General features: G+C 74.2%; 12 protein-coding genes. 5 read left to right on the forward strand and 7 right to left on the reverse strand.

Features of this window, described 5'->3' with window-relative positions; genetic code table 11:
* Positions 1 to 486: 486 nt before the first annotated feature.
* From ABZ497_RS28065 to ABZ497_RS28085, 5 genes are all read right to left on the reverse strand, one after another.
* Complete coding sequence (locus tag ABZ497_RS28065) at positions 487 to 1,797, reverse strand: DUF58 domain-containing protein (RefSeq protein WP_359809194.1); 1,311 nt, start codon at positions 1,795 to 1,797, stop codon at positions 487 to 489.
* A 38-nt stretch (positions 1,798 to 1,835) separates the two neighbouring features.
* Positions 1,836 to 2,756 (reverse strand): MoxR family ATPase, encoded by a 921-nt coding sequence (locus tag ABZ497_RS28070; protein ID WP_359809224.1) that lies wholly within the window; start codon positions 2,754 to 2,756, stop codon positions 1,836 to 1,838.
* A 92-nt stretch (positions 2,757 to 2,848) separates the two neighbouring features.
* Entirely contained in the window at positions 2,849 to 4,150 is a 1,302-nt protein-coding gene (locus ABZ497_RS28075; RefSeq protein ID WP_359809195.1) for a DUF4350 domain-containing protein, read from the reverse strand.
* Complete coding sequence (locus ABZ497_RS28080) at positions 4,147 to 4,818, reverse strand: DUF4129 domain-containing protein (RefSeq protein WP_359809197.1); 672 nt, start codon at positions 4,816 to 4,818, stop codon at positions 4,147 to 4,149. The genes ABZ497_RS28075 and ABZ497_RS28080 overlap by 4 nt, the downstream gene beginning before the upstream one ends.
* Before the next feature lie 5 nt (positions 4,819 to 4,823).
* On the reverse strand, positions 4,824 to 6,020 hold the full coding sequence (locus ABZ497_RS28085) for a hypothetical protein (RefSeq protein ID WP_359809199.1): 1,197 nt from the start codon (positions 6,018 to 6,020) through the stop codon (positions 4,824 to 4,826).
* Positions 6,021 to 6,330: 310 nt separating this feature from the next.
* On the opposite strand from ABZ497_RS28085, the gene mtrA reads away from it, so the two are divergent.
* The 3 genes from mtrA to ABZ497_RS28100 all read left to right on the forward strand — a co-directional run bounded on the left by mtrA (position 6,331) and on the right by ABZ497_RS28100 (position 11,000).
* Positions 6,331 to 7,008 (forward strand): MtrAB system response regulator MtrA, encoded by a 678-nt coding sequence (gene mtrA, locus ABZ497_RS28090; RefSeq protein WP_030061806.1) that lies wholly within the window; start codon positions 6,331 to 6,333, stop codon positions 7,006 to 7,008.
* Positions 7,009 to 7,138: 130 nt separating this feature from the next.
* Complete coding sequence (gene mtrB / locus ABZ497_RS28095) at positions 7,139 to 9,148, forward strand: MtrAB system histidine kinase MtrB (RefSeq protein WP_359809226.1); 2,010 nt, start codon at positions 7,139 to 7,141, stop codon at positions 9,146 to 9,148.
* A complete protein-coding gene (locus tag ABZ497_RS28100; protein ID WP_359809201.1) occupies positions 9,126 to 11,000 on the forward strand; it encodes an LpqB family beta-propeller domain-containing protein in 1,875 nt (624 codons plus the stop codon). Before mtrB ends, ABZ497_RS28100 begins: the two co-directional genes overlap by 23 nt.
* Here ABZ497_RS28100 and ABZ497_RS28105 read toward each other — a convergent pair.
* The gene (locus ABZ497_RS28105; protein WP_359809228.1) at positions 10,988 to 11,761 is read right to left on the reverse strand and encodes a ComF family protein; all 774 of its coding nucleotides are present in this window, start codon (positions 11,759 to 11,761) and stop codon (positions 10,988 to 10,990) included. The genes ABZ497_RS28100 and ABZ497_RS28105 overlap by 13 nt on opposite strands.
* 450 nt (positions 11,762 to 12,211) lie before the next feature.
* On the opposite strand from ABZ497_RS28105, the gene raiA reads away from it, so the two are divergent.
* Together raiA and ABZ497_RS28115 are read left to right on the forward strand one after the other, a co-directional pair.
* Entirely contained in the window at positions 12,212 to 12,904 is a 693-nt protein-coding gene (gene raiA, locus ABZ497_RS28110) for a ribosome-associated translation inhibitor RaiA (protein ID WP_329487904.1), read from the forward strand.
* Positions 12,905 to 13,172: 268 nt separating this feature from the next.
* The gene (locus ABZ497_RS28115) at positions 13,173 to 13,931 is read left to right on the forward strand and encodes a response regulator transcription factor (protein WP_329487903.1); all 759 of its coding nucleotides are present in this window, start codon (positions 13,173 to 13,175) and stop codon (positions 13,929 to 13,931) included.
* A gap of 31 nt (positions 13,932 to 13,962) precedes the next feature.
* Here ABZ497_RS28115 and ABZ497_RS28120 read toward each other — a convergent pair whose 3' ends face one another.
* Entirely contained in the window at positions 13,963 to 15,144 is a 1,182-nt protein-coding gene (locus tag ABZ497_RS28120; RefSeq protein WP_359809203.1) for a crosslink repair DNA glycosylase YcaQ family protein, read from the reverse strand.
* Between the last annotated feature and the right edge of the window lie 11 nt (positions 15,145 to 15,155).

Here is a 15,155-nt window from a genome sequence, read left to right on the forward strand (position 1 = left end):
TGCAGGGGGGACCCTGTGGGAGAGTAGGACGCCGCCGAACAATCATTCCAAAGAACCCCCCGGTCCGTAAGGATCGGGGGGTTCTTTGCGTTTCCAGGGGCATTCTCCGGCGGCATTCGCGGTGGGTGGCTGCGGCTCGCCGGGGACCATAAGGGCAAGCTTCGGGCCGCAGGCGGCACTTCGTTGCGGGGTCACCAGGCGCCGGTGGCGAGAGACGACAGCAAGCCCTGGGGGCAGGCAGGCCTGGGGGCAGGCAGGCCTCCTCGCTCGACCGCCGGCAGAGTAGAGGGCGGTTAGTGGCTACCACAGGGGACCAGGGACAGAGACCCTCCCCGAAGCGGCCGAAGCAGCCGAAGCGGTCGTCAGGGCGCCCGCTGACCGGACGTCCGTCCACGGGCAAGGCGTACGACTGAGCCCTCGCCACATCCGTGGCGGGGGCTCAGTCATGCGGTCTCACACCGGCCGCACGGCCGGGGGGGGGGGGGCTCAGAGGCGGCCGGCGGCCTTGAGGGCGAGGTAGGTGTCGGCGAGGGCCGGGGCCACCGCGGTCGGCGGGGCGTCCAGGACGGTCACGCCGTGCCGGGTGAGCCGGTCCGCGGTGAGCCGGCGGTCGGCGCGGGTCTGCTCGGCGGCGGCCGCGCCGTACACGGCCTCGACGGTGCCGCGGCCGGTGGCCAGTTCGTCCAGGTGGGGGTCGGAGACGGAGGCCAGGACCACTTCGTGGCGCTTGGTCAGCAGCGGGAGCAGCGGCAGCAGCCCGTCCTCGACCGGGGCCGCGTCGAGGCCCGTGAGCAGGACGATCAGGGAGCGGTGCGGCGCCATCTTGAGCGCGGTCGCCACCAGCGAGCGCATGTCGGTCTCGTAGAGGGCCGGTTCCAGGACGGCCATCGCGTTGGTGAAGGCCGGCAGGATCTCGCTGGGGGAGCGGCCGGCCACCGAGACGCGCTTGCGCAGGTCGTGGGCGAGCAGGTCGACCCGGTCGCCCGCCTTGGTGGCGAGCGCGGTGAGCAGCAGCGCGGCGTCGAGCGAGGCGTCCAGGCGGGGTGCGTCGCCGACGCGGCCGGCGGAGGTGCGGCCGGTGTCCAGGACGATCAGGATGTGCCGGTCGCGCTCGGGGCGCCAGGTGCGGACGGCGACGGTGTTCCGGCGGGCGCTGGCGCGCCAGTCGATGGAACGGATGTCGTCGCCGGGCAGGTACTCGCGCAGGGAGTCGAACTCGGTGCCCTGGCCCCGGGTCAGGACGGAGGTGCGGCCGTCGAGTTCGCGCAGCCGGGCGAGCCGGGACGGCAGGTGTTTGCGACTGTTGAACGGCGGCAGGGCGCGGACCGCCCAGGGGACGAGGTGCGAGCCCTGCCGCCCGGCCAGTCCGAGCGGGCCGAGCGAACGGACCGTCACCCGCTGGGCGTGGTGGTCGCCGCGCCGGGTCGGGGTGAGCACGGTGGTGGCCCGGCGCCGCTCGCGGCCGGGAATGCGCAGGGTGTGCCGGGAGGCGGCGATCTCGGTGCCGCGCCGCCACGCGGACGGGGCCCAGGCGTCGCGGACGCGACCTCTGAGCGGGCGGCCGCTGGGGTTGGTGACGGTCAGTTCGACGGTGGCCGGCTCGCCGAGCCGGACGGTGGTGTCGCCGCCCCGGGTGATCCGCAGGCTGCGGACGGGGGCGGCGAGCACGAGGTCGACGACGACGGCGAGCAGGACCGTGCCGGTGACGGCCGCGATCCCGCCCCAGGACGGCAGGAGCAGGCCCACGACGAGCGCGCCGAGTGCGGCGAGCAGGGCGGTTCGCCCGGTGAGGGCCATGCGGTTGCGCTCCTTCGTGAGCGGGGCGGGGCGGGCGGTCAGCGGGGGGCGGGCGTCTGGGCCAGGACCGCCTGGATGACGGAGTCGGCGGTGACGCCCTCCATCTCGGCCTCGGCGCGCAGCGCGACGCGGTGCCGCAGGGTCGGCAGGGCGAGTGCCTTGACGTCGTCGGGGGTGACGTAGTCGCGGCCGGCCAGCCAGGCCCAGGCGCGGGAGGCGCCGAGCAGGGCGGTGGCGCCACGGGGCGAGACGCCGATCGAGAGCGACGGGGACTGCCGGGTGGCCCGGCAGAGGTCGACGATGTAGGCGAGCACCTCGGGCGAGACGGTGAGCTTGGCGATCTGCTCGCGGGCGGCGGTGATGTGTTCGGGGCCGGCGACCGGGCGCACGCCGGCCGCGGCGAGGTTGCGCGGGTCGAAGCCGCCGGCGTGCCGGGCGAGGACCTGGAACTCCTGGTCGCGGTCGGGCAGCGGCAGGATCAACTTGAGCAGGAAGCGGTCGAGCTGGGCCTCGGGCAGCGGGTAGGTGCCCTCGTACTCGACCGGGTTCTGGGTGGCGGCGACCAGGAACGGGGCCGGCAGCGCGCGGGGCGAGCCGTCGACGGTGACCTGGTGCTCCTCCATGGCCTCCAGCAGGGCGGCCTGGGTCTTCGGCGGGGTGCGGTTGATCTCGTCGGCGAGCAGCAGGTTGGTGAAGACCGGGCCGGGCTGGAAGGAGAACTCCGCGGTGCGGGCGTCGTAGACGAGGGAGCCGGTGACATCGCCCGGCATCAGGTCGGGGGTGAACTGGATCCGCTTGGTGTCCAGGCTGAGCGCGGTGGACAGGGTGCGGATCAGCAGCGTCTTGGCGACGCCGGGGACGCCCTCCAGCAGCACGTGGCCGCCGCAGAGCAGGGCGACGACCAGGCCGGTGACGGCGGCGTCCTGGCCGACCACGGCCTTGGCGATCTCGGCGCGCAGGGCGGTGAGCGCCTGGCGCGGGTCGTCGGTGGTCCCGGGGGTGCCGGTCGCCGTGCCGGGGGTGGAGACGGGGGTGGCGGTGGCCTGTTCGGTCACGGCTTCCGTACCTGCCTTTCGAGGGCGTCGAGGTCGTCGGCGAGCCGCAGCAGCGCGGCGTCGTCGGTCGGGGGCGGGCCGTAGAGGAGGGCCCGTACGTCCCCGGCGGGTCGGTCGGGGAGGCGGTCGAGGACGGCCGCGCAGAGCGCGGTGGCGTCGGGTGCGCCGCCGGTGGGCGGCACGCCGAGGACGGGCGCGAGGCGGTGGGCGGCGGCGCGGCGCAGGGCGTCGGCGGCGCGGCCCCGGGCCCTGGCCCGGCGGTAGAGGCGGGCGCGGCCCTCGGTGGTCTCGGCGGCGCGGACCACGACGGGCAGGTTCTCGCTGATGACCGGGCCGAGCCGGCGGGCCCGCCAGAGCGCGGCCAGCAGGGTCGCGATGCCGAGCTGGACGGCGGCCCAGCGCCAGCCGTCGGGGATGTAGTCGGTGAACCGCTTGTCGCCGACGCTGTCGCCGAGCGGGGCGGTGTAGTCCGGCAGGTGCCAGGTGAGGCGGGGCTGCGAGCCGAGCAGGCCGAGCGCGAGCGAGGCGTTGCCGTCCTTCTTGATCAGCTCGTTGCTGAGGAAGTCACCGCTGCCGAGGACGACGACGTCGGTGCCCTGGCCGGTCCGGACGGCGACCAGCGGGTAGCCGTGGCCGCGCGGGTAGCAGCCCTCGCCGCGGCTGCCGGCGGTGTACAGCAGGCCGCCGAGGTGGGCGGTGCCGGCCCGGACGGCCTCGGTGAGCGCGCACTGGGCGGCGGTGCTGCGGACGGCGGCGTAGGGGGCGCCGCCGCCCTCCTCGGAGGGGCGGACGCCGGGGGCGAGCGCGCTGAGGGCCGCGGGGCCGGGGGAGACCAGGACCAGCCGGCCGTGCCGGGCGGCGGCGAGGGCGCGCAGCTGGTCGGGGCCGAGCAGGTCGGGTTCGGGGACGACGAGGGTGTCGTTGCCGGTGGAGCGGGCGGGGAGGTCGGCGGTGACGTCGACGTCGAGGCCCTGGCGCTGGAGCAGCGCGACGACGGCGTGGGAGCCGGAGGCGTCGTAGGAGCGCGGGTCGAGCGGGGGGTAGCGGCGGTCCTGGTTGAGCCCGGCCAGCACGGCGGCGGCGAGCAGCAGGAGCACGGCGGTGAGCAGGTACCAGCGGGAGCGGTGCCAGAGGCCGCGGCCGGTGGGCGCGAGGCTGCCGGCCGCGGGGGGCCCGGCCGCGGGCGCGGTCTGCGGCGGTGCGGCGGACGGCGGTGCGGCGGCGGGTGCGGGCGGTGCGGCGGGCGGCGGCCCGCCGGGGGCCGGCGGAGCGGCCGGACCGGGGGTGGGGCTGGTCATGCCGCTCCTCCCGCGGCCGGGGCGAACGCCGGGCGGGCGCGTTCCAGGGTCTGGTCGAGGTCGCGCAGCAGCTGGTACGCGGTGCGGTCGGCGGTGCGGTCGCCGTAGGCGATGTCGTCGAAGGTGCGGGCCGCGGCGCGGAGGGCGTCGGCGTGCGCCGGGAGGGCCCGGCCGGCCTCGGCGGCGGCTTCGTCGGCGGTGCGGCCGGGCCGGGCGTCGAGCAGGGTGCGCTCCTCCAGGGCCCGGACGAGGGCGCGCATCTGCTCGCGGACGGCCTCCGTCCACCGGCCGGCCGCGGCGTGCTGTTCGGCGTCGGCCCGGTACTGGTCGGCGCTGCGCGGTCCGGCGGTGCCGAAGACGTCGAGCACGGTGCGGGCGGCCCGCTTGGGCGCGCCGAACCGCCACCAGAGGGCGGCGGCGATCAGCACGGCGATCACCAGGAAGAGGATCAGTCCGGTGGTGCCGCTGGTGCCGTCGCCGGCGATGGTGGTGAGCGCGTCGTCGATCCGGTCCATGACCCAGTCGTAGACCCGCTGCTGCAGGCTCGGGTCGTGCCGGTGGTACTCCGCGTTGAGCAGTTCGTCGCGGGCGGCGTCACGGGCCGGGTCACGTGGAACGGTGACCGGGGCGCCGCTCGCCGCCAGCGTCCTCTCCCCCCAGTTCGGCATCCGGTTCAGAGCCTCGCCGGGTTCTGGCCGGCCTGGTCGCCCCAGCCGGTGCCGCCGTACTCGGTCAGGCCCGCGGCGCGGGCGAGCTCGATGTCCAGGGCCTCGCGCCGGATCCGCTGGTCGACGTAGAGCAGCACGCCGATGGTGGCGGTGAACGGGATGGTGACGGTGGAGGCGATCACGCCGGCGATCGCGGTGGTGATCAGGACGGCGGTGGGCAGGGTGGCCGGGTCGCCCGCGTCGACCTGGCCGACGAGGTCGTCGAAGCCGAGGGCCAGGCCGACGATCGTGAACGGCACGCTGATGATGCCGGCGACGATGCCGGCCAGGACCTGGCTGAGGAGGTTGATCCCGAACAGCCGCCACCAGGAGCCGCGGACCAGCCGGCGCGAACGGGAGAGCGCCGTGATGACGCCCTGCTTCTCCAGCATCAGGGCGGGGGCGGCCAGGCTGAGCTGGATCCAGATCCAGATCGCGACCGGGATGCTGAGCAGGCCGACCACGAAGAGCAGGCCCGCGATGGCGGGTTCGTCCGCGCCGGTCAGCAGGTAGCCGATCATCGGGGCGAAGCCGACCAGCACCACGCCGGCGCCGATCAGGGCGGTCAGCAGGGTGAGGCCGGTCAGCTGGAGCAGCCGGGGGCGGGCGTCCCGCCAGGCGTCGCGGATGGTGGCGGACTGCCCGAGGATGGCGCGGCTCACCACCATGGTCAGCAGGGCGGCGGCGACCACGCTGAGCAGCATGGTCACCGGCAGGCTCACCAGGGCGGAGATCACCGGGGTGAGGTCGCCGGTGTCGCCCCGCACGGTCAGCTGGGTGCCGGTGACGGCGGCCTGCTCGACGACGGCGACGCCGAGCGAGAGGCCGAGCGTCGTGCGCCAGTGCGTGCGGATGGTGGAGACGGCTCCGTCGAGGATCTCGCCGAGGCCGAGCGGGCGCAGCGGGATGATGCCCGGCTTGGGGCTGACCGGGGCGCCCCAGCCGTACTGGCCGTGGGGGCCGTGGGGGCCGTGCGGGCCCTGGCCGCCGTACTGGGGGCCGCCCGGTCCGGGGCCGCCGTAGCCGGCGCCCCAGGCGGGGGGCGCGGCCTGGGGTGGTACCGACGGCCCGGGCGCGGCGGCGGACGTGTCGGCCGGGGGCCGGTTGTCGTCGCGGGACGGCTCGGACGAGCTGGGCGAGGCCCAGCCCGGGGTGTCGGTCATCACTGCTCCTCGGAGGGGCGTCAGGGTTCGCGGGGCCGGGTGGATCTTCACCCGCGCGCAGCGCCCATCGTGCCATGGTGGTCGGACGGCCCCCAGGGGTATCCGGTTGCTGAACGGCAACGGGAGGCCGTCGGGCGGGCGGGACGCGGTCCGGACGCGGCCCGGGGGTGACCGGTGGGGCCGGAGGGGCCGGTTCGGGCCAGGTCATTCGTCCGGTATGGCCGGAATTCGCCGGGCTGCCACTTGGCCGTTCTGGAGCAAAGGGACTGCTGTGCGGCAGGTCACAATCCGGTAATGAGAAGATGGACGCATGAAGGGACGCGTCCTCGTCGTTGATGACGACTCCGCACTGGCCGAGATGCTCGGCATTGTGCTGCGTGGTGAGGGTTTTGAGCCGTTTTTCGTCGCGGATGGGGACAAGGCACTAGCCGCGTTCCGGGAGACCAAGCCCGATCTGGTCCTGCTGGACCTGATGCTGCCCGGACGGGACGGCATCGATGTCTGCAGGCAGATCCGGGCGGAGTCCGGCATCCCGATCGTCATGCTGACCGCGAAGACCGACACGGTCGACGTCGTGGTCGGTCTGGAATCGGGTGCCGATGACTATGTCACCAAGCCGTTCAAGCCCAAGGAGCTGGTGGCCCGGGTACGTGCCCGACTTCGCCGTGCCGAGGAGCCGACTCCCGAGCAGCTGACCATCGGCGATCTGGTGATCGACGTGGCCGGCCACTCCGTCAAGCGGGACGGCCGGGGCATCCCGCTGACCCCGCTGGAGTTCGACCTGCTCGTCGCACTGGCCCGCAAGCCCTGGCAGGTGTTCACCCGGGAGGTGCTGCTGGAGCAGGTCTGGGGCTACCGCCACGCGGCGGACACCCGACTGGTCAACGTCCACGTCCAGCGGCTCCGGTCCAAGATCGAGAAGGACCCGGAGCGTCCCGAGATCGTGGTGACCGTCCGTGGCGTCGGCTACAAGGCCGGACCCAGCTGACGTGACGTACCAGGCTGACGACACCCCGTCGGAGTCCTCGACCGACGGGGGCTCCGCCGTGCGCGGCGACGTGCTGAGCTCGACCACGCGCAGCCGCCGCCGTCGCGGGCCCGCCGCACTGCTCGCGCCGGTGACCCGTCAGCTGCGCCGGCCCCTGCACCGGGTCTCGGCGCTGTACCGCCGTTCCATCCAGCTGCGGGTGGTCGCGGCCACCCTGATGCTTTCCGTCGTGGTGGTCCTGGTCCTGGGCGTGGTGGTGGTGGCCCAGGTGCGCAACGGGCTGCTGGGCACCAAGCGGGACTCGGCGCACAGCCAGGCCCGGGCCGGCTTCCAGACCGAGCAGAAGAAGATCGACGAGGCCAAGGACCTGCGGCTCAAGGTCGGCGCACCCGCCGACCAGGCCGTCGAGGAGACCGGTACCTGGCTGCTCAACCAGGTCGGCGACCTCGCGGCCAGCGGCCAGAACGTCTACTCGGTGATCGCGGTGGTGCGCGGCGGCAAGACGGTCTCGCCGGAGACGGCCGGCCTCGGACCGCGCTACACCGGTGACATCTCGCCGGTCAGCATCCCCGACACGCTGCGCGCCAGGGTCTCGGCGGAGCCCGGCCAGATCTTCGACCAGCCGACGCGGATCCACCGTGTGGACGGCGCTGGGCGGACCGAGCCCGGACTGGCCATCGGCATGCAGTTCACCGGCCCCAACGGCGTCTCCTACGAGCTGTACTACATCTTCTCCTTCGGCCAGGAGACGGACACCCTCGACCTGGTCACCGGGACCCTCGCCACGGCCGGGGTCTTCGTGGTGATCCTGATGGGCGGGATCGCCTGGCTGGTGGTGCGCCAGGTGGTCACCCCGGTCCGGATGGCCGCCGGGATCTCGGAGCGGCTGGCCGCGGGCCACCTGGAAGAGCGGATGAAGGTCACCGGGACGGACGACATCGCCCGCCTCGGCGAGTCCTTCAACCGCATGGCGAACGCGCTGCAGGCGCAGATCCGCCAGCTGGAGGAGCTCTCCCGGGTGCAGCGGCGGTTCGTCTCCGACGTCTCGCACGAGCTGCGCACCCCGCTGACCACCGTCCGGATGGCCGCCGACCTGATCTACGACAGCCGCGAGGACCTGGACCCGATGGCGGCCCGCTCGGCCGAGCTGCTCCAGGGCCAGCTGGACCGTTTCGAGTCGCTGCTCGCCGACCTGCTGGAGATCAGCCGCTTCGACGCCGGCGCCGCGATCCTGGACGCCGAGCCGGTCGACCTGCGCGAGATCGTCACCCGGGTGGTGGAGGCCGCCGACCCGCTGGCCCAGGCCAAGGGCAGCGCCGTGGTGATCCGCGGCGACGGCGAACCGGTGCTGGCGGAGGTCGACTCCCGCCGGATCGAGCGCATCCTGCGCAACCTGGTGGTCAACGCGCTGGAGCACGGCGAGGGCCGGGACGTCGTGGTCCGGCTGGGCTCGGCGGACGGCGCCGTCGCGGTCGGCGTGCGCGACTACGGCATCGGGCTCAAGCCCGGCGAGGCGTCCCGGGTCTTCCACCGCTTCTGGCGGGCCGACCCGTCCCGGGTGCGGACCACCGGCGGCACCGGCCTCGGGCTGTCCATCGCGGTCGAGGACGCGCACCTGCACGGCGGCTGGCTGCAGGCCTGGGGCGAGCCCGGCGGTGGCTCGCACTTCCGGCTCACCCTGCCGCGCACCCGCGGCGGCGACATCAACCGGGCACCGTTCCGGCTGGAGCCGGAGGACTCGCGCAACAACCGGGGCCTCGGCTCGTACGGCGTGCCGTACCGCCGGGCGATCCGGCCGGGCGGCGCCACCGCGCTGACCGCCACCGACGAGCCGGCCGTCCCGGAGACCCCGGAGGGCTCCGGGGGCAGCGGGTTCGGCAGCGGCCTCGGCGGCGTACTGAGCATCGGCCCTGGCCTCGGCACCAGCCGGCTGCCCCAGGGCCCGCGGGCCGACCCCTCGGACGTCCGGACCGCCGGCGCCGGGTACGGTGCCACCGGAGCCCAGGTGATGGTGGACCCGACGCCCGGCTGGCCGTCGGTGGCACAGCGGACGGCGGAACCGGGCCCGGCGGAGGCCGGGCACGGCACGGCCGGGACGGACACGGAGGGGTCGCAGCGTGCGAGGGACGAGCGGGACTGAGCCGCGGCTGGCCGCGGTGGCCGGCGTGGTGCTGGGCACCCTGCTGGCCGGCGGCTGCGCGGCCATGCCGGACTCCGGCGGCGTCAGCAAGGTCGAACTGGCGCAGGACTCGGTGGACAAGAACCTGCAGGTCAGGGTCTTCCCGAAGGCGCCCGACAAGGGCGCCAAGCCGCGCGACCTGCTGGCCGGGTTCCTGGACGCCGTCACGGCGGACGAGAGCTACGACACCGCCCGGATGTACCTCACCGAGGAAGCGGCGGCGAAGTGGAAGCCGGACGAGCGCATCCAGGTGCTCTCCGCGACCCCGTCGCTGCCCGTCCAGACCCTGACCGAGGCCGACACCTCCTTCGCCGTCCCGGTGTCCGGCATGGTGGTGGCCGAGGTGGACGCCAAGCACTCGTACACCTTCCTGGACGGCCAGAAGGACGTGGACTTCCAGTTCTCGTTCGTCCGGGACAAGAAGAGCGGCGAGTGGCGGATCGACGCGCTGCCCGACGGCCTGCTCATCAACGAAACCAACTTCCGCAACAGTTACCGCCAGGTGGACCGCTTCTTCTACGCGGCCGACGACCCGTCCGCGGCCGCGACGCTGCGCTCCCCGGCCGTGCTGATCGCCGACCCGATCTACCTGCGGCGCCGAATAGACCCGCTGACCTCGGCCGCCAGGGCCGTGGTCGCCGGGCCGTCCGACTGGCTCTCGCCGGTGGCCCGGAGCGCCTTCCCGACCGGTACCGCCGTCGAGCGGGTGAGCGTCGACGAGGCCCGCACCGCCCACGTGGTGCTCACCGGTGTCGACCTCGGCGGCGCGATGCTCTGCAAGCGGATGGCCACTCAGCTCTTCTACACCCTCGCCGACCAGGGCAAGGGGCAGGTGGACAGGCTGGACCTGAAGGGCCCGCGCAACAGCGGCTGCCAGGCGACCCGCGGCGACCTCCCGCAGACCGGACCGGGCGCGCTGACCGGGGCCGGCTCCCAGCGGCAGTTCTTCCAGCGGGCCGACAACGGCGTCCTGACCGAGGCTCAGGAGACCGGCGACGGCAGCCCGGTGCGCGGCCCGCTGGGCCGTCCGCAACCGGCCGGCCGGGACCCGCTCGGCACGATCGCGGTGGCCCGGGACGGCGAGCGGGCCGCGGCGATCGGCGGCAGGGGCCACCAGCTCTACACGGTGCCGCTGGCGGACGGCGTGCAGGCCATGCCCGAGCCGGTGCTCACCACCCCCGTCCGCACCGGGCAGAAGGACGAGGACGGCCTGACCTCGCCCAGCTGGGACGGCCGCGGCGACCTCTGGGTGGTGGACCGCGACCCGCAGAACCGGCGGGTGGTGATGGTGCGCGGCAACCAGCCCCCGGTCACGGTGCCGGTGGACAGCCCCGACGGGCAGGTGCTGCAGGACCTCAAGATCTCCTCGGACGCCGTCCGGATCGCCCTGGTGTTCAAGGACCAGCGCGGGGCGCAGTCGCTCTGGCTCGGTCTGGTGGTGCACGGCGGCACCAAGGACGCCCCGACCGCGCGGATCACCGGACTGCGCCGGGTGGCCCCCGCGATCACCGAGGTCTCCTCGGTGTCCTGGGCGGAGGCCGACCAGCTGCTGGTGCTGGGCAAGGAGAAGGGCCGCCTCCAGCAGCTGCACTACATCAGTACGGACGGCTCGCAGAGCAGCGAGGCCCCGCCTCAGGGCGGCGAGGGGATGGCCTCGGCCCAGGCCTCGGAGGCGCCCGCCGACACCATGGACCAGGCTCCGCCGGTGCTCGCGCGGCAGGGCACCGACGGCAAGATCTACCGGCTGGTCAACAGCCAGTGGCGTGAGCTCGTCCTGAACTTCCGGGCGTCCTCCTTCATCTATCCCGGCTGAGCCGGCGGTCCGGTCCCGGCTTCGTCTATCCCGGCTGAGCGGGCGGTCCGGTCCCGCCTTCGTCCGAGCTGGTCCGGGGCTACCGGGGGCGGGGGCCCGCCGCAGGGGTGGTGCACCCGGCCGGCGGGCCGGTGCGGGACGGCGGCCGCGACGGTGGCGGCCGCCTTCGGCGGGAGCCCGGCCGACGCCAGCGCCCGAGCGGCCTCGGCGAGGCTGGCCCCCGTGGTCACCAGGTCGTCCACCAGGACCGGCCGGCGGCCGGTCAGCCGGCGGTCCGCCCGCGGCAGGACGGTGAGCGCGCCGTGCAGGTTGCGCCGGCGCTCGGCGGCGGTGAGGCCGGCCTGGTCCGCGACCGGCCGGGTGTGCCGCAGCAGGGCCGCCGCCCTGGCGTCCACTCCGGCCCGGCGCAGTGACCGGGCGGCCGCGCCGGCCAGCCGCAGCGTCGGATCGTGCCCGCGGGCGCGGACGGCGGAACGGGCCGAGGGCATCGGGACCAGCAGCAGCGGGCTCAGCCCCGCGCGCGGCCCGAGCGAGGAGCGCACGGCCAGGGCGAGTGCTTCGCCGAGCGGCCCGGCGAGGTGCAGCACGCCGCGCTCCTTGTGGGCGAGCAGCAGCTGCCGGACCGGTCCGGCGTACGAGGCGGCGGCGTGCACCCAGGGCAGCGCGGTGGGGCCGGGCCGGGCGGCGGCCAGGGCGTGCCGGCAGGCCGGGCAGAGCTGGGTGCGGTCGGCGCCGCAGCCGGCGCAGCGGGCGGGCAGCAGCACCTCCAGCAGACCGGCCAGTGCGTGGCCGAACGGCCCTTGGGCGGACCGTGGACGGGTGGGGACGGCGGTGGGCGGCACGGCTGCTCCTGGCGGCGGCAGGCACGGAGAGTGAGCACAGGATGCGCCGTACGGGGGGTGTTGTCCAGGTATTTACCCATGCTTCACTCGCAAGAGGGTAGACAGGGTGCAACAGCTTGACCGCCAGCCCACCGCCTCGGGTCGTACCCGTATTCCCGTTTGGGGAGGCGAAAACCCCGTGTGAGGTGTTCGATGAGGCTCCAGGGGGTTTCAACCGTCCCTGGTGGGGAGGAAGTGAGGTGAGGGCCAGTCGCTTTCGTCGCTCGCGGCGGAGGTGGAGGGTCAGCAGCGAATTGGCTGGTCCGGCTGGGTCTCAGCCCGATCCGGTAGCACCCGGATCGGCGTCAGCACGAGGGATCGGAGTTCTGCGTGGACATCGTCGTCAAGGGCCGCAAGACCGAGGTGCCCAAGAGGTTCCGCGAGCACGTGGCCGAGAAGCTGGAGAAGGTCCAGAAGTTCGACGGCAAGGTGATCAGCCTCGACGTCGAGGTGTCCAAGGAGCACAACCCGCGTCAGGCCGACCGGTCCGAGCGGGTGGAGATCACTCTCCGTACCCGCGGTCCGGTGATCCGGGCCGAGGCCGCCGCCGGCGACCCGTACGCGGCGCTCGACCTGGCTTCGGCGAAGCTCGACGCGCAGCTGCGCAAGTCCGCGGACCGGCGCCGGGTGCACAAGGGCGGCAACGGCCGTACTCCCATCAGCGTCGCCGAGGCGACCGCGGCCCTGGCCGCGCTGCCCGAGACGACCAAGCCGGAGAACGAGACCAACGGGGCCGTCCGCAAGACCATGATGGGATCCCTGGAAGTGGAGGGCGAAGGCCCGCTGGTGGTCCGGGAGAAGACCCACCCGGCCGCCCCCATGGCGCTGGACCAGGCGCTCTACGAGATGGAACTGGTCGGCCACGACTTCTACCTGTTCGTGGAGAAGGACAGCGGCCTGCCGAGCGTCGTCTACCGCCGGCACGGTTACCACTACGGAGTCATCCACCTGAAGGCCGACGGAACGACCGGGCCGGGTGGCGGTGCCGGCGGCGCCATCGGCGGCGCCGACGACGAGGACTGACCGTCCGAGCGGTGTGGGAGTGGTGACCCCGGTGGCGCTGCCGCCGGGGTCACCGGCGTTCGGGGGGCGTTCCGGGCGCGTTCGGGGGTGTTCCGTGGCGTTCGGGGCTGCTCCGGAGCGGGTGCCGGGCCGGTCCGGGCCGGTGACCGGCCGATTCCGGGCGCCGGGAGGTCACCCGGTGCGAGGGAATCGGCATCGGAGGGTGACCGGAGGACGTCCGCGGCGTGGAATGATTGGCGAACGACGACCGGCGACGGGGGAGGAGCGGATGGGGGATCACTTCGGGCTGGGGCCCGGTGCGGGGCCGGTCGGGGGGGTGGCGCGAGGGTCGGGGGAGGACCTCGACTACGCCCCGCGCCGGAGGGAGCCGATCCGCGTCCTGGTGGTGGACGACCACGCGCTGTTCCGCCGCGGCCTGGAGATCGTGCTCGCCGAGGAGGAGGACATCACCGTCGTCGGTGAGGCGGGGGACGGCGCGGAGGCCGTGCTCAAGGCCGCCGACCTGCTGCCCGACATCATTCTGATGGATGTTCGGATGCCCCGTCGCAGCGGGATCGAGGCCTGCACCGCGATCAAGGACGTGGCCCCCAGCACCAAGATCATCATGCTGACGATAAGCGACGAGGAAGCCGACCTCTACGAGGCGATCAAGGCGGGTGCCACCGGGTACCTGCTCAAGGAGATCTCCACCGACGAGGTGGCCACCGCGATCCGGGCGGTCGCCGACGGCCAGTCACAGATCAGCCCGTCGATGGCCTCCAAGCTGCTCACCGAGTTCAAGTCGATGATCCAGCGCCGCTCCGACGACCGGGACCTCGTGCCCGCACCCCGGTTGACCGACCGGGAGTTGGAAGTGCTGAAGCTGGTGGCGACCGGGATGAACAACCGGGAGATCGCCAAGGAGTTGTTCATCAGCGAGAACACCGTGAAGAACCACGTGCGCAACATCCTGGAGAAGCTCCAGCTGCACTCCCGGATGGAGGCCGTGGTCTACGCGATGCGGGAGAAGATCCTCGAAATAGGGTGACGGCGGAGCCCGTCGCGGGCCCGGTGCCGGCTCAGTCGGCGAGCAGCTTCTCCAGCGCCGGGCGCAACGCCTCGTCGTGCAGCGCCTCCACCCGGACGCTGTCGCAGCCCACCCACGCGGCCGCCTCGCGCAGCGCGGTCGCCAGCGCCCCGACGTGCCGCGCGGAGTCCAGCGAGACCTGACGGGCCACCAGGGTGCCCCCCGCCCGGGCCGGATCGACCCGGCCGACCAGCTGCCCGCCGGCCAGCAGCGGCATCGCGAAGTAGCCGTGCACCCGCTTGTGTTTGGGGGTGTAGGCCTCCAGCCGGTGCGTCATGCCGAAGATCCGCTCGGTGCGCGAGCGGTCCCAGATCAGCGAGTCGAACGGCGAGAGCAGCGTGGTGCGGTGCCGGCCGCGCGGGGCGGTGGCGAGTGCGGCCGGATCGGCCCAGGCCGCGGCGGGGGCGCCGGCCGGGCCCCAGCCCGCGACCCGCACCGGGACCAGGCCGGAGTCGGCGAGCACCGCGTCCAGCTGCTCGGCCTTCAGACGGTGGTAGTCGAGCAGATCGGCCCGGGTGGCCACGCCGAGCGCGGCGCCGGCCTGGGCGACCAGGGTGCGCAGGCAGTCCTCGTCGGTCGGCTCCGCCTCGAACAGCTCGGTGGGGATGGCCTGTTCGGCCAGCGCGTAGACCCGCTTCCAGCTCCGGCGCTCGGTGCAGACCACGTCGCCGAAGGCCAGGGCCCGCTCCACCGCGATCTTGGTGTCGGACCAGTCCCACCAGTCGGCCGTCTTCTTGGCGCCGCCCAGCTCGGTCGAGGTGAGCGGCCCCTCGTCGCGCAGCTTGGCCAGGACGGCGCGGTAGGTGGCGGCGTCCACCTGCATGCCCCAGACGTGGGCGCGCTCGCGGTAGCGCCGGCGGCGGAACGCGAAGAGCGGCCACTCCTCGATCGGCAGGATGCAGGCCGCGTGCGACCAGTACTCGAAGCTCGCTCCCGACGCCCAGTAGGCCGCGTCGACGGCGGGCCGGCCGACGGCGCCGAGCCGGGCGTACGGGACCAGCTCGTGCGAGCGGGCCAGCACCGAGATGGTGTCGAGCTGGACGGCGCCGAGGTGGCGCAGCACTCCGCGGACGCCGCCCCGGCGGTCCGGCGCGCCGAGCAGGCCCTGTGCGCGCAGGGCGATCCGGCGGGCCTCGTCGGCGCCGAGGGTCGTGGCGGGAGTCATGACGGTCATGTCGGCGAGCG

The organism is Kitasatospora sp. NPDC005751, assembly GCF_040630835.1.
Lineage (GTDB): Bacteria > Actinomycetota > Actinomycetes > Streptomycetales > Streptomycetaceae > Kitasatospora.